Annotated in this window: 16 protein-coding genes and 1 tRNA gene; 14 read left to right on the top strand and 3 right to left on the bottom strand. The window is 55.6% G+C overall.

Going from position 1 to position 23,047, the window contains the following annotated elements; genetic code table 11:
• Window positions 1-69 precede the first annotated feature (69 nt).
• Window positions 70-1,014, bottom strand: a complete 945-nt coding sequence (locus HOP44_RS14960; RefSeq protein WP_172254670.1) for a bifunctional helix-turn-helix transcriptional regulator/GNAT family N-acetyltransferase — start codon at window positions 1,012-1,014, stop codon at window positions 70-72.
• A 292-nt stretch (window positions 1,015-1,306) separates the two neighbouring features.
• Here HOP44_RS14960 and HOP44_RS14965 point away from each other — a divergent pair, with 292 nt between their 5' ends.
• The 5 genes from HOP44_RS14965 to HOP44_RS14985 all read left to right on the top strand — a co-directional run bounded on the left by HOP44_RS14965 (window position 1,307) and on the right by HOP44_RS14985 (window position 8,633).
• Complete coding sequence (locus tag HOP44_RS14965; RefSeq protein WP_172254672.1) at window positions 1,307-2,272, top strand: ABC transporter permease; 966 nt, start codon at window positions 1,307-1,309, stop codon at window positions 2,270-2,272.
• A gap of 24 nt (window positions 2,273-2,296) precedes the next feature.
• Window positions 2,297-3,184 carry a carbohydrate ABC transporter permease gene (locus HOP44_RS14970; RefSeq protein WP_172254674.1) on the top strand — a complete coding sequence of 296 codons (888 nt, stop codon included), beginning with the start codon at window positions 2,297-2,299 and terminating at the stop codon, window positions 3,182-3,184.
• A 139-nt stretch (window positions 3,185-3,323) separates the two neighbouring features.
• Complete coding sequence (locus HOP44_RS14975) at window positions 3,324-4,979, top strand: extracellular solute-binding protein (protein WP_172254676.1); 1,656 nt, start codon at window positions 3,324-3,326, stop codon at window positions 4,977-4,979.
• A gap of 193 nt (window positions 4,980-5,172) precedes the next feature.
• The gene (locus tag HOP44_RS14980; RefSeq protein ID WP_246369833.1) at window positions 5,173-7,068 is read left to right on the top strand and encodes a cache domain-containing sensor histidine kinase; all 1,896 of its coding nucleotides are present in this window, start codon (window positions 5,173-5,175) and stop codon (window positions 7,066-7,068) included.
• Window positions 7,065-8,633: a response regulator gene (locus tag HOP44_RS14985; RefSeq protein ID WP_172254678.1), complete on the top strand. Its 1,569-nt coding sequence runs from the start codon at window positions 7,065-7,067 to the stop codon at window positions 8,631-8,633. Before HOP44_RS14980 ends, HOP44_RS14985 begins: the two co-directional genes overlap by 4 nt.
• 174 nt (window positions 8,634-8,807) lie before the next feature.
• Here the strand turns inward: HOP44_RS14985 and HOP44_RS14990 are convergent, their stop codons facing one another.
• A complete protein-coding gene (locus HOP44_RS14990) occupies window positions 8,808-10,799 on the bottom strand; it encodes a methyl-accepting chemotaxis protein (RefSeq protein ID WP_172254680.1) in 1,992 nt (663 codons plus the stop codon).
• Between the two features lie 357 nt (window positions 10,800-11,156).
• Here HOP44_RS14990 and HOP44_RS22645 point away from each other — a divergent pair, with 357 nt between their 5' ends.
• Window positions 11,157-12,587 carry a RidA family protein gene (locus HOP44_RS22645; RefSeq protein WP_216667597.1) on the top strand — a complete coding sequence of 477 codons (1,431 nt, stop codon included), beginning with the start codon at window positions 11,157-11,159 and terminating at the stop codon, window positions 12,585-12,587.
• A 186-nt stretch (window positions 12,588-12,773) separates the two neighbouring features.
• Window positions 12,774-13,349, top strand: coding sequence for a copper amine oxidase N-terminal domain-containing protein (locus tag HOP44_RS15010; RefSeq protein WP_172254682.1), 576 nt, complete (start codon window positions 12,774-12,776; stop codon window positions 13,347-13,349).
• A gap of 116 nt (window positions 13,350-13,465) precedes the next feature.
• On the opposite strand, the gene HOP44_RS15015 is transcribed toward HOP44_RS15010, so the two are convergent.
• Window positions 13,466-13,539 (bottom strand) — tRNA-Arg (locus HOP44_RS15015).
• Between the two features lie 301 nt (window positions 13,540-13,840).
• Between HOP44_RS15015 and HOP44_RS15020 the strand changes: the two genes are divergently transcribed.
• The 7 genes from HOP44_RS15020 to yihA all read left to right on the top strand — a co-directional run bounded on the left by HOP44_RS15020 (window position 13,841) and on the right by yihA (window position 22,972).
• Window positions 13,841-14,731 (top strand): hypothetical protein, encoded by an 891-nt coding sequence (locus HOP44_RS15020; protein WP_343059902.1) that lies wholly within the window; start codon window positions 13,841-13,843, stop codon window positions 14,729-14,731.
• A 176-nt stretch (window positions 14,732-14,907) separates the two neighbouring features.
• Window positions 14,908-16,224, top strand: coding sequence for a trigger factor (gene tig / locus HOP44_RS15025; protein WP_172195179.1), 1,317 nt, complete (start codon window positions 14,908-14,910; stop codon window positions 16,222-16,224).
• A 247-nt stretch (window positions 16,225-16,471) separates the two neighbouring features.
• Window positions 16,472-17,062 (top strand): ATP-dependent Clp endopeptidase proteolytic subunit ClpP, encoded by a 591-nt coding sequence (gene clpP / locus HOP44_RS15030; RefSeq protein ID WP_172195410.1) that lies wholly within the window; start codon window positions 16,472-16,474, stop codon window positions 17,060-17,062.
• Window positions 17,063-17,081: 19 nt separating this feature from the next.
• On the top strand, window positions 17,082-18,338 hold the full coding sequence (clpX, locus tag HOP44_RS15035) for an ATP-dependent protease ATP-binding subunit ClpX (RefSeq protein ID WP_172254683.1): 1,257 nt from the start codon (window positions 17,082-17,084) through the stop codon (window positions 18,336-18,338).
• Window positions 18,339-18,491: 153 nt separating this feature from the next.
• Complete coding sequence (ispG, locus tag HOP44_RS15040) at window positions 18,492-19,622, top strand: flavodoxin-dependent (E)-4-hydroxy-3-methylbut-2-enyl-diphosphate synthase (RefSeq protein WP_172254684.1); 1,131 nt, start codon at window positions 18,492-18,494, stop codon at window positions 19,620-19,622.
• A gap of 186 nt (window positions 19,623-19,808) precedes the next feature.
• Window positions 19,809-22,175, top strand: a complete 2,367-nt coding sequence (gene lon, locus HOP44_RS15045; protein WP_172254685.1) for an endopeptidase La — start codon at window positions 19,809-19,811, stop codon at window positions 22,173-22,175.
• 113 nt (window positions 22,176-22,288) lie between these two features.
• A complete protein-coding gene (gene yihA / locus HOP44_RS15050) occupies window positions 22,289-22,972 on the top strand; it encodes a ribosome biogenesis GTP-binding protein YihA/YsxC (RefSeq protein WP_172254686.1) in 684 nt (227 codons plus the stop codon).
• The last annotated feature ends 75 nt before the right edge of the window (window positions 22,973-23,047 follow it).

A 23,047-nucleotide genomic window follows, 5' to 3' on the forward strand; every position in this document is an offset into this window, starting at 1 on the left:
AATCGAACCGGAAAATGAATAATAATACATTAAAAAGAATTAATATCCGTAATAAACAGAGCAGCTCATTTATTCCCGCAGGTCCAGTGTCCAGCTTTCGACTTCGAAACTCATGCCGTAATAAGAAACGGTTGGACGGTCGGTCTGCTTGAAGCCCCGTTTGGACAGCATTCCCTGCAGGCGGCGTTGATCCCGAATCGTCCAGATCAGCATCTGCTTGCTGTCTGTCCCGTTGGCAAAGCGTATTGCTTGATCCAGCAGGCTGCCTCCGATGCCAAGCCCTCTTCGCTTGGGTTCAACCATAAGCAGTTTGATATGAAGCCGGTCTTGGTCCAACTGTTCCAGTACGATCGAACCGACGCTTTCTCCGTTCATTTCCGCGATCCAGCAGTGCGCCTGCCGTAAATCGGTGATTTCGAACAGAAGAGCGGCCGTATCGGTCAAAGCTTGGCGGAATTCGCCTGCCGAACCGAAGGTTTGTTCAAACAGCGCTTCATATCCGCGTGCAATCCGTTCCGCGTCGGACGGTTCGGCTTCCCGCAAAAAGTACCGGCTGTCCGCGATGCGGTTCCCGCGCGAGTCGTTGATTTCGTTGATGACGTGGATCGCGTCCATCAATCTGGACTGGTCGCATTCGGTCAGTCCCGCCAGATACTCGGCAATATCGTCGTCGACTCTGCGGTTCAGCAGCCCGGCAATCCTTTTGCCGCCAGGGGTGAGCTTCAGCACGCGTCTTCGTCCGTCCCGCTTGCTGCGCGGACGTTCGATGACGCCTCCCGTTTCCAGCCTGCCGAGCAGGCGGCTCAGATAACCGGGATCCAGCCCCAGGTCACGGCTCAAGTCTGTGGCGGTCAATGAGGTCCGGCGCGAAATTTCCAGAATGATCCGCGACTCCGTCAGCGAGTAGGAGCTGTGCAGCAGGCGTTCTCGCAGCACGCCGGCCTGCATGATATCGCTGTAGTTGAAATCGCGAATCGTCCGGATTCTTTTTTTCCAGATCAAAGGTTCCGGCATCGTGCACTTCCTTTCCCGGCTTCGCAAAACCGGTTGTTGATAGTTGGAGTAGAAGGAAGAAGGCGAAAGGCTCTTTTTCGATTATACCAAGAAAGAGAGCCGGGAATGAAGCTTGCGGGTATCCGAAAATTTGAGACTGGGTATCAAATTTTCGAATTAGTACTTATCCGAAAATTTGAGACTCTAATCCAAAATATGGAGCCTTACCGGAACGAAGAAGGGGAGCTACAATAAATTCAGAGATGTAAGCGATTGCAAATACAGGAACCGCAGGGTTGAAAGGGGCGGAAAGATGGAGAGAAAAATAGCGGCGGGCGCTTCGGAGCTGCCGTCCGACCGGGAAGGAAGATCGCGCAGATGGTGGAGAAGACTGCTGCAGCAGCGGCATCTGCAGACGATGGCGCTGCTTGGCGTCGCCTGGATGTTCATCTTCAATTATATTCCGATGTACGGCATCATCATTGCGTTCAAGGAATACAACATCGTCGACAGTATCGCCAATTCGCCTTGGGTCGGACTGGATCATTTCAGGGAATTTTTGCAGGACGACGAACTTGGCGGAGTGATCCGCAACACGCTGGGAATCAGCTTGATCAAGCTGTTGATCGGTTTTCCGCTGCCGATCGTGTTCGCCTTGTTTCTGAATGAACTTCGTTCGGTCCGCTTCAAGAAAACGGTGCAGACGATTTCGTATCTGCCGCACTTTCTGTCTTGGGTTATCCTCGGGGGCATCCTGGCAACCTGGCTTGCCGATGTCGGCATCATCAACAATATATTGATGGCCCTCGGGCTGATCAGCGAGCCGATCTCGTATCTGGCGGAGCCGAAATATTTCTGGGGGATCGTCATCACCTCGGATATCTGGAAAGAGCTCGGATGGTCGGCGATCATTTACCTGGCGGCCATGGCAAGCGTATCGCCGGAGCAGTACGAAGCGGCGACGATGGACGGAGCCGGACGGTTCCAGAAAATGTTCTACGTCACGCTGCCGAATATTCGTCCGACGATCGCGATCCTGTTCATCCTGGCGGTCAGCGGCGTCCTGAATTCCAATTTCGACCAGATTCTCGTGCTGCGCAACTCCCTGAACGAGAGCGCCAGCAACGTGATCGATATTTACGTCTACCAAACAGGGATTCAGCAGGGACGCTTCTCCTATTCGACCGCGGTCGGCCTGCTCAAGTCGGTGATCGCGCTGGTTCTGCTGCTGGTTGCCAACGGCGTGACCAAGAAATTGAACAACACTTCGCTTTTCTAGCCAAATGGAAGGAGGAACCGGTGCATGTTGATGTTAAAACGCAAAACGAGAGGCGAAGCGATATTCGATTTTCTGAATGCTTTGGGCATGGCGCTCATCTGCTTCGTTACGATCTACCCGATCTGGTACGTGCTGGTCAATTCGTTCAACGACGGTACGGATGCGATGCGCGGCGGCATTTACTGGTGGCCGAGACAATTCAGCCTGGATAATTTCGGCGCCGTTTTTCGCAGCGAAGGCATTATGATGGCGATGGGCGTGACGGTCGCGAAGACGCTGGTCGGCACGGTCGCCCACGTTTTTTTCACCGCGATGGTCGCTTACGCCTTCTCCCGCAGAGGGCTGATCGGAGGCAAGATTTATATCCTGATCGGCACGGTGACGCTGTTCTTCGGAGGCGGACTCATTCCGACCTATCTGCTGATCCGGGATCTGCATCTGCTGGATAATTTCCTGGTCTATATCATTCCCGTATTGTTCAGTTTCTTCGACCTCATCATCTTCATGACGTTCTTCCGGGAAATTCCCGAAGGACTCGAGGAAGCGGCGAGAATCGACGGAGCGAACGACTGGTCGATCTTCCTGCGAATCGTGCTGCCGGTCTCGATGCCGGTACTCGCGACGATCGCGCTGTTCCACGGCGTTTATCAATGGAACGATTATTTTACCGGCATGATCTACATCAACAATACGGATTTGCAGCCGATCCAGACGTATCTGTACCGGGTCGTGGCGGAATCCAGTTCGAATCAGATGATGGCGGCGGTACCGGGAGGCGTTACGCGTTCCGTCACTTCGCAGTCGATCAAGCTGGCGACGATGGTCGTGACCACCGCACCGATCGTATTCGTGTATCCGTTCCTGCAGAAATATTTTGTCAAAGGCATGATGATCGGCTCGATCAAAGGCTGAGGCCTACGGCCGAAAGGTTTGGACGATCCGCTTCGGTTTACCGGCAGAGGTTTCACGTTTCATTTGACATACAGCCGCTGTAAGGCGGAGGGCAGCAGCGGTACATCGTTCTTCCATCACACAGAAAAGGGGTACGCACATGAAAAAAAGAGGAAAAAAATTCTCGATCCTGCTCGCGGCGATGCTGATGATCTTCAGCACGGCCTGCTCGTCCGGAGGGGACAGCAAAGAAGCAGCGAAAAAAGAAGAAGCCGCGCAGGCGGCGGTCGATCCGAGCCAACCGGCCTGGAAAAACGATACTTCGCCGATTACGTTCGACTGGTATATCAACTTTGCCTGGTACACGGGAACGGATTGGGGCAAAGACCTGACCAGCCAGTATGTGACCAAAAAGACCGGCGCCAGCATCAACTTTATCGTACCGGCCGGCAACGAAGCCGAGAAGATGAATACCATGATCGCTTCCGGCAAGCTGCCCGACTTCGTCACGATCGCCTGGAGCGACGACGCGGTCAAGAAGATGATCGAAGGCAAGCTGGTGCTGCCGCTGAACGAACTGGCGGACAAGTACGATCCGTTTTTCGTCTCGAACGTCGCCGATCCGGCCAAACTATCCTGGTACACCCAGGAAGACGGCAACGTGTACGGGTATCCGAACGCTTCGTCTTCGCCGGCCGACTTTGAGAAATACGGCGAGAACTACGTCTCCAACCAGGTCTTCGTCGTGCGCAAAGACATGTACGAAGCGATCGGCAAACCGGACATGAGCACCCCGGAAGGCTTCCTGGCCGGACTCCAGGCCGCCAAAGAAAAGTTCCCGGACGTCAACGGGCAGCCGATGATCCCGATCGGTCTGCACGAGTTCACCGACAACGGCAACTATTCGCTCGAAGGTTATCTGCAGAACTTCCTGGCGATTCCGCAGCAAAAAGACGGCAAGCTGTACGACCGCCAGACCGACCCGGAATATGTGCGCTGGCTCAAGACATTCCGTCAGGCGAACGAGAACGGACTGCTCGCCAAAGACATTTTTATCGACAAACGGGCTCAAATGGAAGAAAAAATCGCGCAGGGCCGTTACTTCGCCATGATGTATCAGCGCAGCGATTTTACGAATCCGCAGAACGCGCTGTTCGCGAACGATCCGAACTCCGTATACATGGCGGTAGAAGGTCCTTCGAACGCCGCTTCCGACGAACCGACGCTGTCGGGTCCCGGCATCTCCGGTTGGACACTGACCCTGATCTCCAAAGACGTCAAGGATAAAGCGCGCGCAATCGCCTTCCTGGAATACCTGACAAGCGAAGAAGGCCAGCGCGACTTGTATATGGGCGAAGAAGGCGTGACGTACGAGATGGAAGGCGACAAGCCGGTATTCAAACCGGAAGTGCTGAACATGCTCAATACCGACCGTGCGGCATTCGATACGAAATACGGCGCTTCGCACAAATACTGGATGATGATGGACACGAACGTCACCGACCAGTGGGCACCGGCTCCGGTCGAGCCTTTCAAACAAATGATGGACTGGACGCGCGGCAAGACGGTCAGCGCCTCCGAATTCGATCAGATCAACCCAACGGGCAACTCCAAGGAAGGGATCGCCAACACGAAGCTTGGACAGCTGTGGGGCAAGACCCTGCCGAAGCTGCTGCTCGCTTCTTCCGAAGCGGAGTTCGACCAACTGTGGAACGATTATCAGGAAAAACGCAAATCGACGGGACTTGCGGAAGTCCAAGCGTATCAACAAACGGAATACGAGAAAAATATCGAGAAGCTGGGCGGAACCCAGTAACCGTTATTCGTCTGGATAAGGCTGCGTCCGATCGCAGCCGCGAAATTCCCAGCGGTCCCAAGCCCCGGAGCAAAATGCCGGGGCTTGAGGTCCGTTTTGCGGGTTTGGGTCTTGTCGCTGGCAGCGCGTCTTTATATGATAGAAAGGCTTGATCGCGGCATGCGCCGCGCGAACCGGGACGGGAGGGGAACCGATGCGACGAAAAGGCAGGGACGCGGGCGCCGCGGTTCTTCGCTGGCTGCAAACGAGGTCGCTGCAGAGCCGGCTGGTAACCGCTTACGCGCTGCTCATTTTGATTCCGAGCACGCTGCTGTCGACGTATTTGTACGAAGATATCCAGCAGAGTTATGTCGAAGACGCCCGGCTCAAAAGCGAGTACTTGATGCAGAGCGAGAAGCAGGTGATCGTCAACCAGATCGAAACGATGGAACGGGCGGCCCAGCTTCCCCTGTCCGACCAGGATGTGAGGCGTTATCTCACCGAGCAGGTCGATCCGACGGCGGCCGAACTGGTCGATTTCAACAATACGGCCTACGCCAATCTGGCCCGGATCCAGATCAACAACCCCGCGCTGCTGCATCTTCGATTGTATACGGCCAATGAACGCAATTACGAGATTTGGCCGATTATTTTCCGGGAGAGCCGTGTCCGCAAGCAGCCCTGGTTTAAGCTGACGCAGGGGCTTGGCGAAAGGCAGATCTGGTATTTCCAACCGGAAGAGGCTCTGCAGGATGTAAGCGCGACGGAGGAAGATCCGCCGAAACTGTCTTTGCTGCGGGAAGTCAATCTGCCCAAAGACCAGCATATCGGCGTCGTGCAGGTGGATATGCAGCTGGACCGGTTTTCGCCGAGAACGTTCGGGGAACTGCAGGAAGACGGATCGCAAATGCTGCTGGTCACCCGAAGCGGCGTGTACACCCGGGAATCCGAAGAAGCGCTGCCTCCGCAATCGCCGGTCATCCAGGATTCGGCGTCCAAGCTGCGTGCGCTCGGCGATCCCGGAGAAGTCCCGAATATCGCCGACGGATTTTTCCGTTATGAACAAGCCGGCAAATCCTATCTGATGATCTATACGCCGGTAGACCGGATGGATGCCTATCTGTTGAACGCCGTATCGCTGGAAAAGGTGCTCAAAGACGTGAATCGCACGCGGGGCATGCTGATCTACGCCAATATCGGGTTCGTCCTTGTGCTGGCGCTGCTGACTTATATCATGAACTCGTTTATTCTCAAAAATCTCAAACATCTGGCCGACGCCATGAAAAAAGTGCGAAAAGGAGAGCTTCAGCCTTCGCTTCCGATCCGGGGAGGAGGCGAGATCGGCGCACTGGCGCATCATTTCAACAAGATGACCCAGACGATCAACGAGCTGATTGCCGAAGCGGTGCGCAAGCAGGCCCTGATGAAAGAAGCCGAGCTGCGCACCTTGTACAATCAGATCGATTCGCATTTCCTGTACAATACGCTTGAAAATATCAAGATGCTGGCCGAAATCGAAGATCAACGCAAAATTTCGGACGCGCTGACCTCGCTCGGAGGCATGATGCGCTACAACTTCAAATGGACAGGGGAATACGTCAAGCTGAAAGACGAGATGCGCCATATCGAAAACTATATCGAAGTGACCAATATCCGTTTCGACGAGCCGGTCGAACTGAGCTGCGAGATTCCCAAACCTTTTATGGAACTGGAGATTCTCAAAATGTCGCTGCAGCCGATTGTGGAGAATGCCGTAAAGCATGCCTGGCAGGAACTCGGAGAAGGCGAACGGCGGACGTTTCGGATCGAAGCGTATGAGGCGGAAGCTTCCAGGATCGAGATCCGGATGACGGACAACGGGGACGGGCTGGATCCGCAGCGTCTGACCGAGCTGAACGAAGAGATTCGAAAGACCGGAGACGACGGGCCCGGTTCGGCCTATACGGGGGTCAAGCTCGGCGGAATCGGCCTGCGCAACGTGCATCAGCGTATCCGGCTGTTCTACGGAGCGGAATACGGGTTGTTTTTGGAGAGCGAAAAAGGCGTTTGCACGCGCGTTGTACTGACGATTCCGAAAGTGCTGCTTACCGGAGGGGGATGGGACGAATGAGACAGCTTCTGATCGTGGACGACGAGAAAAATATCCGTCTGGGACTGAAAGTCATGATTGAACGGGAATGGGGAGGAGCTTGCGAGATTCGCCTGGCGGCAAACGGGCGCGAAGCGCTGGAGATGCATCGGCTGCAGCCGGCGGAGATTGTCATTACCGATATTCGGATGCCCGTCATGAACGGGATGGAGATGCTGGCCCAGCTTCGGCTGGAACAGCGGGCGGCGGAAGGTCCGGTTGTGCTGGTGCTAAGCGGGTACGACGAATTCGAATATGCCAAGACGGCGATCCGTTTTCAGGTCCGGGATTATTTGCTCAAACCGATCCGCCGCGAAGATCTGTTCGAAGCGCTTGCCCGCGCCCAGGAAGAATTGGACAGCCGTACGTCGGATGCCCAGCGGGTCGATGCCGTGCAGGATTATAAAAAAAGGCTGAGACTCGCCGGCCTTGGACAGCTTCTGGAAGCCGAGGGCGCGGAGCTTGAGCGCGTGCGGGGCGAGCTTGCGGCGGAAGGGGCGGAGCTGTGCGCGCCGTTCTCGCTTGCGGTCGTTTCCTATCGGCATGAACAGGGGGGCAGCATGGACCGGGAAGAGCTTGCGGCGCTGATCGAACGGCTGGACGGCCCGCTGGCGTCCGGCTACCAGGCAGCGTTATGGGACCGGGAAGGGCGTTTGGTGCTGATCGATTCGTCGGCCGAACGCTTTGTCAGACTGGCCCGGCTTGCGGAGAAGCGGGAATTGGGCGGACTGCTGATTGGTCTGAGCCTAGCCGGAAGCGGACTGGACGAACTGCCCCGCTGCTACCGCTCCGCGTGCCGCGCTCTGCAGTATACGTTTTTGCATCCCGGCGTCCATCTGGTCGATGCCCGGGCCGTCGAAGGAGGACGGGAGATGTTTCCGCCGCCCGAAGAAGAAGTCCGGATGCTGGGAAACCTGCTGGGAACCGACAGGCAGAAGGAGATGAACGAGCGGCTGTATCGCATTTTCCGGATCGACCAGTTGGCCCGTATCGATATTGCCTATATTCAGCAGACCGTGCGGCTGATCAACGAAAAAGTGCTGGACGAAGTGTTCCGGCGCTACGGCGAAGCTTCGATGGAAGTGCTGAAACTGTATCGCAGGGTAGGAGACTGGAACAACTTCCGGTATTTTCACGATTATTTCCGCAGCCTGGAGAATCTCCTGTCCAGTCTGAACGACTATATCAAGCAGGTTCGTCTGGCCTACACGGAGAATGAAAATCTCAAAGAAGCGGTCGCCTTTATCGAAACGAATTATGCCCGTCCGCTCAATATGGCGACGGTCAGCAACCATGTCTCGCTCAATTATTCGTATTTCAGCGAGGCATTCAAAGCTTATACCGGAGAAAGTTTCGTCGTTTATTTGAAAAAAATTCGGATCGAACACGCAAAGGAACTGCTCGCCGAACGCGGATTGAAAACGGCCGAGATCGGCGAAGCGGTGGGGTTCGAGAACACCAAGCAGTTTGCGCGGGTGTTTAAGGAGTTGGAGGGCATTTCTCCGCACGAATACCGGAGCAAAGCGCATACGCAGAATCCCTGTTAAGCGGCGGATGCCGTGCGCAATCCGCCATGGCGTGTGCGGCGGCGCAGGGCACGCTTCGGACAAGCGCACCCAAAAAGGCCCGGAAGCCTTAAAGGCTTCCGGGCCTTGATACGTTTAGGGGCATTTTGCAGCGGCATGCCTTCAGGAACGCGCGGCGCCGCTTGCGGCTTTTCTTTAAACGCTGAATTTGCCGATGACTTCCTGCAGCTCCTGCGCCATCCGGCTGAGTTCTTCCGCCGAATGGGACACGTCGGCCATGGAAGCGCTCTGCTGCTGGGTCGACGCGGCGACGCTCTGCGTGCTGTCGGCCGAGCGCGAAGCAATGCCCGCCATTTCTTCGACGCCTTCGACCATGTCCGCCGAGCTGATATTGACCTGTTCCACAATAGCCGATACCGCTGACGCTTCGTCCGCGACCCGACCGATCGACGAGAGGATTTCTTCGAACGCGGCCCCCGTCAACGAGACCATCCGGATGCCGTCTTCCACAACCTGCGTGCCTTCGCGCATCGAACGGACGGCTTTGTCCGATTCACTCTGGATTTCGCCGATCAGGGCCGTAATGCTGCCCGCGGCTCCAGCCGATTGCTCGGCCAACTTGCGCACTTCGTCCGCCACGATGGCAAAGCCCCGTCCGTGTTCGCCGGCGCGCGCCGCTTCGATCGCGGCGTTCAGCGCAAGCAGATTGGTCTGCGACGCGATTTCCGTAATCAGGCCGACGATGGTGCCGATCTCGCTCGTTTTTCTGCCCAGCGCATTGACGACTTCGGCGGCATCGGTCGTCGTAGACTGGATGCGCTGCATTTGTCCGACCGTCTGCTGCACGACTTCGTTGCCTTCCTGGGCTTTGCCGTTGGTTGTGTCGGTCAGCTCGGATACGAATTGGATCGAAGCGGCCGCTTCTTCCATACCGCCGGAGATTTCGCGGGTCGCCCGGGCAAATCCTTCCGAACTGTTCACCTGTTTGTCCGAACCGTCCGCGATGTCCTGGATCGACAGGGCGATATGCTCCGACGTCGCGCGCGTCTGTTCGGCGCTCGCCGACAATTCTTCCGACGTTGCGGCAACCTGTTCGGCGTTGAAGCCGATTTGTTCGATCAGCTGCCGGAGGTTTTGGCGCATCGTGTTAACCGAGCCGGCCAGATGCCCAAGCTCGTCGTTCGAAGTGACCTCCACTTCTTCGCGCAGTTCGCCGCCGGCCATTTTTTGCGTAGCCAGCATGAGGCGCTTCAGCGGCAGGTTGATCGAACGCACGACCCACCAAGTCAACAGCATGCCGAGTATGACGGCGGCCGCGATCACGATGACGGTCGTGACGAGGATGGCCTGATTGGCGGCCGTGATTTCCGACTGATTGATCACGCCGACGATTTTCCATCCGGTCAATGCGTTGGTCGCATAAACCGCGGTTTGGTCTTCGCCGCCGGACACGAACGGAATTTCTCCCGCAGGCTGGCCGTCCAGTTTGGCCGCGTAAGCTTCGCCGTTCTCGGTGCCCGCCGCGATTTCGGGATGGGTCAGATAGGCGTGGGCCGGATCGAGAATGGTCACGTAGCCGGTCTCGCCGACTTTAATGGCATTGGTTTGTTCCGCCAGATGGCCCAGACTCAATACGACGCTCACTACGCCCGTTCCGTCCTGACTCGCTTTGGAAGGGACGACGATGACCTTTCCGTCCTGCGCGACGATCGGGCTGTTGACGAGCGCCTTTCCTTTTTGGGCAAAGGCGTCTTTGTACCACTGGCGTTCGCGCGGATCGAAGCCGGCTTCGAACTGCTGCTGCGGCGAGTTGAGCAGCTTGCCGTCCGCCGTGGCGAATTGAACATGGTCGTATTCGGCTTTGACCGCTTTGATCGGATCGAGAATCTGCCGCAGCTGCGGGCTGTCCGTTCCCTGCACCATGCCGCCTTTGACGGCTCCGGACAAGTAATCCAGATCGTTCAGGCTCGACTGGATGATTCCCGTCAGTTGGCTGTCGACGGATTGGACGGTTTGACGGGTGTTTTTCATGAACTGTTCCGTAATTTCCGTTTTGGATTTCTGGTAGGAGATCAAGCCCAGCGTAACGGTCGGAATCAGCAAAATGACGAGGAAAGCAGCAAAAAGCCGACTGCGTATGCTGAGCTGCAGATTTCTTTTTTTGAACGCGTTCGATTTGTTTCTCATGATTTTCCCCCTTGTATGTACGTGCGATGCACGTTGCTCACTCTTGTAACGCCGCTCCTTGCCTGATTTTTGGCAGACTTTTTTTATTGTCGGCGGACAATTGCACAACGGTTAGTTTTGTATCCGTTTCCCTGGAAAAAATGATTCTAAGTACCTGGTTTTTTATGTTTGCGAATTATTCTAAACAGATATAAAATCGGTTTCGAAACGATAAAACGGTTCGCGATATCTGAATATCAAATTGACACCGGAAACCGGTATGGTATATTAGTCCTTGCTTACCGGGCGGGAAACAGACCGGAAAGCAGCCGGAAAAGGACTGGAATCCGTCGAGACCTCAAGTTTGGAGTGAATAAAATGTTCAAAGCAAAGAAAACGGCGTGGAAAATGCTGGCCGGCGCCGCTGCCGTTCAGATCGGCCTGTCGAGTTACGGATCTGCCGCTTTCGCGCAGCCGACGCTCGTGTCGCCGAACGGAGTTCAAACGCTGTCTCCTCCGGGAGCGATTCAATCGACGGGCACGTGGGATCTCGGTACGCGTGCGGGAGATTATGTATATGTGGCAGGCATGCGGGGAATCGTTCCGTCCACCAATCGTTTGGTCGGCGACGAAGAAGGACGTATTCGCCAGGCCTTTTTGAATATGAAACTGATCGCGGAATCCGAAGGGGCCAGCCTGCGCGACGCGACGCGTCTCGTCGTGTACACGACGGACATGTACCGCTACCGCCCGATCGTGAACAAAGTGCAGGAAGAACTGTGGGGAGCGGGACCGTATCCGCCGCGCACGATTATCGAGGTGGACCGTCTGAACCAGGACGATATCGTCGAGGTGGAAGGCACGTTCTACGCCCCCCCGGTCACGGCAGGCGGCGCGGCGGCGGTTTCCGCAGATCCGAACGTATCGCCGAACGGCGTGAAGACGCTGTTCCCGGCAGGAGCGATCCGGCCGACCGGCCCGTGGAATCTGGCAACCCGCGCGGGAGACAGCGTCTACGTCGCGGGCATGCGCGGCATCGATCCGAAGACCGATCAATTGGTCGGCGGCGAAGAAGCGCGTATCCGCCAGGCGTTCCTGAACATGAAGACGATCGCGGAATCCGAAGGGGCCAGCCTGCGCGACGCGACGCGTCTCGTCGTGTACACGACGGACATGTACCGCTACCGCCCGATCGTGAACAAAGTGCAGGAAGAACTGTGGGGAGCGGGACCGTATCCGCCGCGCACAATCGTCGAAGTGGACCGTCTGAACCAGGACGATATCTTGGAAGTCGAAGGGACGTTCCATACGAAGAAGCGGGCGGCACCCGAACAATCCGGGGCATCCGGCGGCACGCAGTTTTCGACCGGCAAATCTAACGTGTCGCCGAACGGCGTCAAAACGCTGTTCCCGATCGGGGCGATCCGGCCGACCGGCACATGGAATCTGGCGACCCGCGCGGGCGACAGCATCTACATTGCAGGCATGCGGGGAATCGATCCGAAGACCGATCAATTGGTCGGCGGCGAAGAAGCGCGTATCCGCCAGGCATTCCTGAACATGAAGACGATCGCGGAATCCGAAGGGGCCAGCCTGCGCGACGCGACGCGTCTTATCGTGTACACGACGGACATGTACCGCTACCGCCCGATCGTGAACAAAGTGCAGGAAGAACTGTGGGGAGCGGGACCGTATCCGCCGCGCACAATCGTCGAAGTGGACCGTCTGAACCAGGACGATATCGTGGAAGTCGAAGGCACGTTCCACGCACCGGCCGCGAAGGCTGCCGGGCTTTCTCAGCTTCGATAACCGCGCGCAAAAACCGGATGCCCGGGCTTTGCCCGGTTTTTCGGCTCCATGTGTGCACCGGGACTCGCCTGCCGCCGAAGCGGTAGGCGTTTTTGGCATGCTCCGCCATAAATAAGATGAAGTCCAAACCGCGTTAAAAGCAAAGCAAAAGGTTAAAAATGGGTATACGAAGGGAGTGGACACACGATGAAGAAAATTTCCGGAGAAAAAACGAAAAAGACCGCGCTTGCCTTCCTGGCTGCCGCCCTGATTACGTCGCTGCCGCTGTTTTTGCAGGCGAAAACCGCTTCGGCGGCCGGCGCGACGGTATACATAAACGGCAAGGCCGCTTCGGGCGACGTGCTGTTCCGAAACGGACGGACCTATTTGACGCTGACGGACATGAGAGCGCTCGGCGGCTATTCGTTCCGCTACAACAAAACGTGGAAAACGATCACGATTACCGGAGGGGAAGACGGGGCGCGCCACGTATTGACGCTCGGCAGCCGGGAAGCCCGCCGCAACGGACAAAGCCTGACGCTCGAAGCGGCACCGCTGTCGTACGAGAACAAAACGATGATTCCGGTCCGCGTCGCGGCGCAGCTGTTCGATGCTGAGCTGGAATGGGACTCGAACGGAAATCGCGTCATGCTCACCAAGGATACGGAAAGCGAAGGCTCTTCGGCGAGACCTCCGGCTTCGCCCTCCCGTCCGCCCGTCCCGCCGCCCGGACCCTCCGGGCCGTCGGTACCCAAGCCGCCTACGCCGCCTTCCGTTCGTTAACAGAAAAAGTCCGGGCTCCCGCACGGGAACCTGGACTTTTTGGCGAAACGCGCAGAAATGGCCGGTCGAAAAGCAGCGAAAAAGAGCCTTCCCGAAGGAAGGCTCCCAATCTTATACGTCCCAGGAGGGATTCGAACCCCCGACCGTGCGCTTAGAAGGCGCATGCTCTATCCAACTGAGCTACTGGGACAAGAAGTGAAAAACAGAACAGAAATTAATATACCATATAAGCATTATTCCCGCAAGCGGATTTGTGAAAAAAACCGGAAGAAGCTGCGGGTTCATTTTTCCCTACATCTTATTAGAACTTGTCCGAAGCACGGGTTCGGACAGACGGAGACGGATAAGTCCCGGGCAGCCGGCGCGGCAGACGCGGGCTTGCGGCTTGTGATATAATGTAGCCTCACAAAGATGCCGCAAGCGGAAGCCGGCCTACGGAAAAGGAGGGTTGACTTATCGATTCCACACGAAGAACGGACAAGGCGGGAGTGGTGCTGCTTCCCAAGACGCTCGACTATTACCAGGAGCAGGTGACCCGGATGCTGGAGAGCGAACGCTACGGCGAAGCGATCGAGACGCTGGAATTTCTGTTGGGCTGCGAAGGCCAGGATGAACAGCGGCGCCAGGAATGGAGCACGCTGCTCGAATGGCTGCGGGTCGCTTTTCCCGGAGGAGCGGAGGATGCCTACGGCAACGAAGCCGTGCTGGCGGGCGAAGAACCGGAAGACGCGGCGCAGGCGCTCAAGCGGCGGACACTGGAGAAGCAGCGCGAAGATTCCGGCTACGAGCGGGAACTGCTTCGCCGCGTCACGCAGGAGCCGCTGACGGAGCGGGGACAAATTGCACTGGAGCAGCTCGCTTACCTGGAAGGTCCGGAGACGGACCGCGAGCTGATCGGATGGCTGGAGTCGGAAGAGCTTCATCCGCTGCTGCAGTTCCGCACCCTGCAGACGCTGAAGCGGCGGGGCGCGTCAGGGATCGTCCGTCTTCGCCGGGACGGAATTACGATCGAACCGGAGATCGAACGGACGCCGCTGCTGCCGCACGAATTCCCGATTGCGGTCGCCGAAGTGCTGACGAGGGTGGCGAACCAGACGGAGAGCGGCGATCCTTCCCTGTTCTATTTCGCGCGCGAGATGTGGATGCAGTTCGTGATGGCGGCATACGGAACCGCCGATTACGAAGGGCTGATCCGCGGAGGCGAAGAAGAGATCGATGCCTGGGCCGCCGCTCTGCACGCCCAAACGTCGGAGACGCTTGAAGGAGGCGGGAAAAGCGAACAAATCCGCGATGCCTACGGAATCACGGGAGAACTGCGTTTTCGCTGCGAACGCGCCGAACGCTCGCTCCGCGCATTTGCCAAAGGAAGTCTGAGAAGGTAAGCGGAAGGGGAAACGGTTACTTTTCAGGCCGAAACCCCGGCGTTTTGGCGCAGCGTTGGCGTTTGCGCTTGAAATCCGCCGGAAATTTGTTTATGATAGAATGGTTATTGCGAACGTGGATGTAGTATGCTAAATTAACTTAATTGATAGCTAATTGTTGGAGGGGAATACTTAATATGACAGCAAGTTGGGAAAAAACCGAGAAGAACCTTGGTGTTCTTGAAGTCGAAGTTGCAGCGGAACGCGTTGAATCCGCGCTTGATAAAGCTTTCCAAAAAGTCGTGAAGAAAGCCAATGTTCCAGGTTTCCGCAAAGGCAAAGTGCCGCGGTCGATCTTCGAAGCCCGTTTTGGCGTAGAAAGCCTGTACAACGACGCGATCGACATTCTGCTGCCTGAAGCCTACGGCGAAGCGGTAGAAGAAGCCGGTATCTTCCCGGTAGACCGTCCGGAAATCGACATCGAACAATTCGGCAAAGGCCAGACGCTGAAGTTCAAAGCGAAAGTTACCGTAAAACCTGAAGTGAAACTGGGCGAATACAAAGGCGTGGAAGTGCCTGTATCCGAAATCAGCGTAACGGAAGAAGAAATCGCATCCGAGCTGGAGCGTCTGCAAACCCGTCATGCCGAGCTGATCGTCGTTGACGAAGAAGCGGCAGCCGACGGAGACACCGTATCGATCGATTTCGACGGATACGTAGGCGACGAAGCCTTCGAAGGCGGCAAAGCCGAGAACTACTCGCTCGAACTCGGATCGGGTTCGTTCATTCCGGGCTTTGAAGAGCAGGTTGTAGGCATGTCGACAGGCGATTCCAAAGACGTTACCGTAACGTTCCCGGAAGCCTACCATGCAGCCGAGCTGGCCGGCAAAGAAGCCGTCTTCAAAGTAAAACTGCACGAAATCAAACGCAAACAGCTTCCTGAGCTGGACGACGAGTTCGCGAAAGACGTTAGCGAATTCGAAACGCTGGACGAGTACAAGGAAGATCTGAAGAAACAAATCGAAGACCGCAAGAAAAGCGAAAGCAACGCAGCCCGTGAAAACGCGGTTGTCGAAGCTGTAGCCGCAGCTGCGGAAGTCGAAATTCCGGAAGCCATGGTGGAAAGCGAAGTCGAGAACATGATGCGCGATTTCGACAACCGTCTGCGCCAACAAGGAATGAACCTGGAAATGTACACAAGCTTCTCCGGCCAAACGGCTGAAGATCTGCGTACGCAAATGAAAACAGATGCCGAAAAGCGCGTAATGAACAACCTCGTGCTGGAAGCAATCGCGAAGCAGGAGAACATTTCGGCATCCGAAGAGGATATCGAAAAAGAACTGCAAACGATGGCTGATATGTACAAGCGCAGCCTGGACGAGATCCGCGGTATCCTGGGCGCCAACGGTTCGCTGGCCAGCCTGAACGATGAGATCACTCTGCGCAAGACAATCGAATTCCTGCTGGAAAACAGCAAAGAAGTCGCAGCTCCTGCCGAAGAGTCGGCCGAGTAAGCTTTTGCTTCGAAAGGCAATCGAATAGTTTGACTTGCCTGGGCAAGGCACGTATGATTCTATGCGTGCCTTGTCCTTTTATTTTTCGGATGAAGATGGACCGGTTTTCGGCCCGGATCCGCATTTCTTTTATCGAAAAATGACATCGGCTTTTGAAAATGGTAAACTAACAATACAGGCTGAACAAACGGCCGGATTCGGCTGCTTGCTCCCTAAGATATTCCCTTACGAAAGAGAGGTTGATCGCATGAGTTTAGTCCCTACAGTTATTGAACAAACAAGCCGCGGAGAGCGCTCCTACGATATTTATTCGAGGCTTCTCAAAGACCGGATCATTCTGCTTGGCGATGCGATCGACGATCATGTAGCGAATCTGATTGTTGCGCAGCTGCTGTTTTTGGCGGCGGAAGATCCCGAGAAAGACATCTACTTGTACATTAATTCCCCCGGTGGTTCTGTAACTGCGGGCATGGGTATATATGATACAATGCAATACATTAAGCCGGATGTATCCACGATTTGCGTCGGGATGGCGGCAAGTATGGGATCGCTTCTGCTGACGGCCGGAGCGCCGGGCAAGCGTTTTGCGCTGCCGAACAGCGAAGTCATGATTCACCAGCCGCTTGGCGGTGTCAGCGGCCAAGCTTCGGACATTCTGATTCATACGGATTGGATCATTAAGACGAAGCGCAAGCTGAATAACATTTATGTGGATACGACCGGTCAGCCCCTTGAGAAAATCGAGCGGGACACAGACCGTGACTTTTTCATGAGTGCAGAAGAAGCCAAGTCTTATGGACTGATCGATAAAGTTCTTGAGCGACCGATTAATTCTTAATCCTCGAAGGGGTGGTTAGATGTTTAAATTTAACGAAGAAAAGGGTCAGCTGAAGTGCTCCTTCTGCGGTAAAACGCAGGAGCAGGTACGGAAGCTCGTAGCCGGACCCGGCGTATATATTTGCGACGAGTGCATCGAACTGTGCACAGAGATCGTGGAAGAGGAACTGGGACATGAAGAAGAAGTCGATCTCAAAGACATTCCGAAACCCCAGGAAATCCGTGCGATTCTCGATCAATACGTAATCGGCCAGGATCAAGCGAAGAAATCGCTGTCCGTAGCCGTATACAATCATTACAAACGCGTGAATGCGCAGAGCAAATCGGAAGATGTGGAACTGTCGAAAAGCAACATCATGCTGATCGGACCTACAGGTTCGGGTAAAACGCTGCTTGCGCAGACGATGGCCCGTATTCTGAACGTACCGTTCGCGATTGCGGATGCCACATCCTTGACGGAAGCCGGTTATGTCGGCGAAGATGTCGAGAATATTCTGCTTAAGCTGATCCAGGCTGCCGATTACGATGTGGAAAAAGCCGAACGCGGCATTATCTATATCGATGAAATCGATAAAGTGGCCCGCAAATCGGAGAACCCTTCGATTACGCGCGACGTATCCGGCGAAGGCGTGCAGCAGGCGCTGCTGAAAATCCTCGAAGGCACGGTTGCCTCCGTTCCTCCGCAGGGCGGACGCAAGCACCCGCATCAAGAATTCATTCAAATCGATACGACGAACATCCTGTTTATCTGCGGCGGTGCCTTTGACGGCCTCGAGCAGATGATCAAACGCCGTATTGGCAAAAAAGTCATCGGCTTCAATGCGGACGGCGAAGGCCAACGCGAATTGAAAGCCGGCGAATACCTGATGATGGCGCTGCCGGAAGATCTGCTTAAGTTTGGTCTGATTCCGGAGTTTGTCGGACGTCTTCCGGTTATTTCGACTCTGGCTCCGCTGGACGAAGAAACACTGGTACGCATCTTGTCCGAGCCTAAAAACGCCCTGACTAGGCAGTACAAGAAACTGCTGGAGATGGATAACGTTAATCTTGTATTCGAAGATGCCGCTCTGGTCGCAATCGCCGAAGAAGCGATCAAGCGCAAGACGGGTGCGCGCGGTCTGAGAGCGATCATCGAAGGCTTGATGCTTGATGTCATGTACGAAGTGCCTTCGCGCGACGATGTGACGGAATGCGTCATTACCGAGAAAGTCGTTCGGGAAAAGACAGTGCCCGAGCTTGGCGAAGGTAAAGATAAAAAGCGGGAAGAAAGCGCCTAAGACGCTTTCTTCCATCAAATAGTCTCGTGCCGAGCCGGTCAACCTTAGAGGGTTTGGCCGGTTTGCCATGAGAAGCCGGGATTCCCTGAAAGCTGTAGTTTTGCGTCGTTACGAGGCGCTATCTTGCTTGTTCCGATATGGAGGTCGAACGAAATGTACTTAAGACATCAAACACGGCCTGTAAAGGTCGGCAATCTGGTGATTGGTGGCAGCGACGAAGTCATCATTCAAAGTATGTGCACTACCAAAACGGCCGATGTCGAAGCGACAGTCGCCGAAATTCTCCGTTTGGAAGAAGCCGGCTGTCAGGTCGTACGCGTTACGGTCAACAACGACGAAGCGGCCGATGCCATCAAAGAAATCAAAAAACGGATCCACATTCCGCTTGTGGCCGATATCCATTTCAATTACAAGCTGGCTCTGAAATCGATCGAGAACGGCATCGACAAAGTCCGGATCAATCCGGGCAATATCGGTAAACGGGAAAAAGTCGAAGCGGTCGTCAAAGCCTGCAAAGAAAAAGGGATTCCGATCCGGATTGGCGTCAACGCCGGTTCGCTCGAAAATCACCTGCTCGAGAAATACGGTTATCCGACTGCCGATGCCATGGTCGAAAGCGCCTTGTTCCATATCGGTATTTTGGAAGAGCTGGATTTCCACGATATTATCGTGTCGCTCAAAGCATCCGATGTGCCGATGGCTATCGAAGCTTACAGCAAAGCGGCGCAGGTCATTCCTTATCCGCTGCATCTCGGGATCACCGAAGCGGGTACGCTGCATGCGGGAACGATCAAAAGTTCGGCCGGCATCGGTGCCCTGCTGGCTATGGGCATCGGCTCCACGGTCCGGATCTCGCTTAGCGCGGACCCGGTGGAGGAAGTCAAGGTGGCGCGTGAACTGCTCAAGACCTTCGGCTTGATCACAAATGCGGCGACTCTTGTATCCTGCCCGACCTGCGGACGTCTCGATATTGATCTGTTCTCGATTGCCAACGAAGTCGAAGAGTACATTTCGAAGATCAAGGTACCGATCAAAGTGTCGGTACTGGGCTGCGCGGTCAACGGTCCCGGAGAAGCTCGCGAAGCGGATATCGGGATTGCCGGTGCACGGGGAGAAGGTTTGTTGTTCCGTTACGGAAAAATGATCCGCAAAGTCCCGGAAGCCGATATGGTACAAGAACTGAAAAAAGAAATCGATGCGATTGTAGTCGCCTACGAAGCCACCGGACAAATTCCGGGACGCGAAGAGCGGCATCAGCCGAAAGCATCGAAGATCGAAGCTTAGGCCGCGCAGCAAGCAGATGCGCCCCGAGCAGCAGGGACGGCAGCCGGAAGACCCGGCGTGCCGTCTTTTTTGTCCGAAAACAACCTTTCTTTTTGCGGGTTGAAGCGGCGGTATGCTACACTTAACACACGCGTAAGCGCCGCATGCCGCACATGCGCGATAAGCCTTTTTGGGGGTGTGAAAACGATGGGATTGAACAAACAGAAAAACCGCCGTTTTCCGTTGCTGCCTTTGCGCGGACTTCTCGTCTATCCGAGTATGGTTCTCCATTTGGATGTCGGACGGGAACGCTCGGTCAAGGCACTGGAAAAGGCAATGGTCGACGATCATTTGATTCTTCTCTGCTCGCAGTCCGAGGTGAATATCGAGGAACCGGCGCAGGATGATATATTCCGAATCGGAACGGTTGCAAAAGTCAGACAAATGCTCAAGCTGCCGAACGGCACGATTCGCGTGCTGGTCGAAGGGCTGGAGCGTGCGGAAGTACTCGAATACATCGAAGAAAATACGGAGTTTTACGAGGTGTATGCCCGGGAACTGCCGGAACCGGGAACGGAAGATCCGGAAGTGGATGCGCTTATGCGCACGGTACTGACGCAGTTCGAAAGTTACATCAACTTATCGAAAAAAGTGACGCCGGAAACGCTTGCCGCCGTATCGGATATCGATGAACCCGGCCGTCTGGTCGATGTAATTACGAGCCATCTTCCGCTCAAGATCAAAGACAAACAGGCGATCCTGGAAACGGTGGATTTTCGTCTGCGTCTGGAGAAGCTGCTTGAACTGCTCAATAACGAGCGGGAAGTGCTGGAACTGGAACGCAAAATCGGTCAGCGCGTCAAAAAGCAGATGGAAAAAACGCAGAAGGAATATTACCTGCGCGAACAAATGAAGGCGATTCAAAAAGAGCTCGGCGAAAAAGAAGGACGCGCCGGTGAAGTCGAAGAACTGCGCGAGCAGCTGGAAGACGGTGCTTTTCCGGAGAAGGTCTACGAGCGGATCAAGAAAGAGATCGACCGCCTGGAGCGTATGCCGACCAGTGCGGCGGAAGGCGGGATCATCCGCGGATACGTCGATTGGCTGCTGGCGCTGCCGTGGAACAAAGAAACGGAAGATGTCCTGGATATCGTCCGCGCTGAAGACATCCTGAACGAAGACCACTACGGACTGGAGAAACCGAAAGAGCGCGTGCTCGAATATCTGGCCGTACAGCAGCTTGTCAAAAAGCTGAAAGGGCCGATTCTTTGTCTCGTCGGGCCTCCCGGCGTCGGCAAGACGTCGCTGGCCCGTTCGATCGCACGCTCGCTGGGCCGCGAGTTTGTACGGATATCGCTGGGCGGCGTACGCGACGAAGCGGAAATTCGCGGTCACCGGCGGACGTATGTAGGCGCCATGCCGGGCCGGATTCTGCAGGGGATCCGTACGGCCGGCAGCTCCAATCCCGTATTCCTGCTCGACGAGATCGACAAGATGGCTTCGGACTTCCGCGGCGATCCTTCTTCGGCGCTGCTGGAAGTGCTCGACCCCGAACAGAACAATACGTTCAGCGACCACTTTGTCGAGATTCCGTACGATTTGTCCAAAGTCATGTTTGTGACGACGGCCAATATGCTGCAGGGCATTCCCCGTCCGCTGCTCGACCGTATGGAAGTGCTGAATATTCCGGGATACACGGAGCTGGAGAAACTCGAGATCGCCAACCGTTATCTGCTGCCCAAGCAAAAAAAGGAGCACGGACTCGCCGAAGAACAGCTTGATCTTCCGCGGGAAGGTCTGCTGCAGATCATTCGCGAGTATACCCGGGAATCCGGTGTACGGAACCTGGAACAGCAGATTGCGGCTATCTGCCGCAAATCGGCCAAACGGCTGGTATCGGGCAGCGTAGAACGGATCGAAGTCACTGCCGATTCCATCAAGGAATACCTTGGCAATCCGAAATTCCGTTACGGATTGGCGGAAGCCGAAGATCAGGTCGGGAGCGCTACGGGGCTGGCCTGGACCGAAGTCGGCGGCGAAACGCTGACGATTGAGGTCAGCGTGCTACCGGGCAGCGGCAAGCTTACCCTGACCGGCAAACTTGGCGATGTTATGAAAGAATCGGCGCAGGCAGCGTTCAGTTATACGCGTTCGCGGGCGAATCAGCTTGGGATCGACAGCCAGTTTTACGAGAAAAACGATGTGCATATCCATATTCCCGAAGGCGCGGTACCCAAAGACGGTCCGTCTGCGGGCATTACGCTTGCGACAGCGCTGATCTCGGCCCTGACCGGCCGTGCCGTATCCAAAGAGGTGGCCATGACCGGCGAAGTGACGCTGCGCGGCCGCGTACTGCCTATCGGCGGATTGAAAGAAAAGTCGCTTGCGGCTCATCGGGCCGGCTACACGAAAGTTCTGCTGCCGGCCGATAACGAGCGGGATCTGCGCGATATCCCGGACAGTGTCAAAGAAGCGATTCGCTTCATTCCGGTATCGCATATGGATCAGGTACTGGAGCACGCGCTGCTGGCCAAAGCGGTCCAGCCGCCGGTTGCGGAAGGTGCGCAGGCGCATTGATCGGGCGGAGCGCTTTTGAATAGGCTCGCCCCTGTTTGAAGAAGTAACGGACAACAAGGACGGCCGCCTGCAGGTCAAGCGGTTGATCCGGTTCCGGAGAGGATTTTTTAACGATGAATGTAACAAGTTCCGAATTCAAAATCAGTGCGGTCGGACCCGACCAGTACCCGGAGGACGGCCTGCCGGAGATTGCGCTCGCCGGACGTTCCAATGTCGGCAAGTCTTCGCTGATCAACCGTCTGCTTCGCCGCAAGAACCTGGCCCGAACCAGTTCCGTACCGGGCAAGACGCAGCATATGAACTATTATCTGATCAACCAGTCGTTCTTTTTCGTCGACTTTCCGGGCTACGGCTTCGCGAAAGTATCGAAGCAGCAGCGCGAAGTATGGGGGCAGATGATCGAGCGCTACATGTTGGGCCGAGAAACATTGAAACTCGTAATTATGGTCGTCGATCTGCGTCACCCGCCGAGCAAGGACGATATCATGATGTACGAGTGGCTGACCCATTACAATCGGCCGATCTGTGTCGTGACGACCAAAGCGGACAAAGTGCCGAAGACCCGCTGGCCGAAGCATGCCAAAGTGATCAAGCAGGATCTCGGCATGCGTCCGGAAGATCCGTTCGTCCTGTTTTCCTCGGAGAACGACATGGGCAAAGAAGAGCTGTGGACGATTGTGGAAAGCTATCTCGGCGAACTCAAAACACTCGATCAACGCGCGGCGGAAGCGCAGGCGGAGTTGGATGTGGAAGCCGGGCACGAAGAGCAGCCAAGCGAAGAAGAAACGGAAGAATAACCGAACGGACGGTCCCTACAAGGGGACCGTTTTTTTGTGTAAAACGGGTATAATAAGGATATATCCCATCCACTG

The sequence above is a fragment of the Saccharibacillus deserti genome (assembly GCF_013618475.1).
GTDB lineage: Bacteria > Bacillota > Bacilli > Paenibacillales > Paenibacillaceae > Saccharibacillus > Saccharibacillus deserti.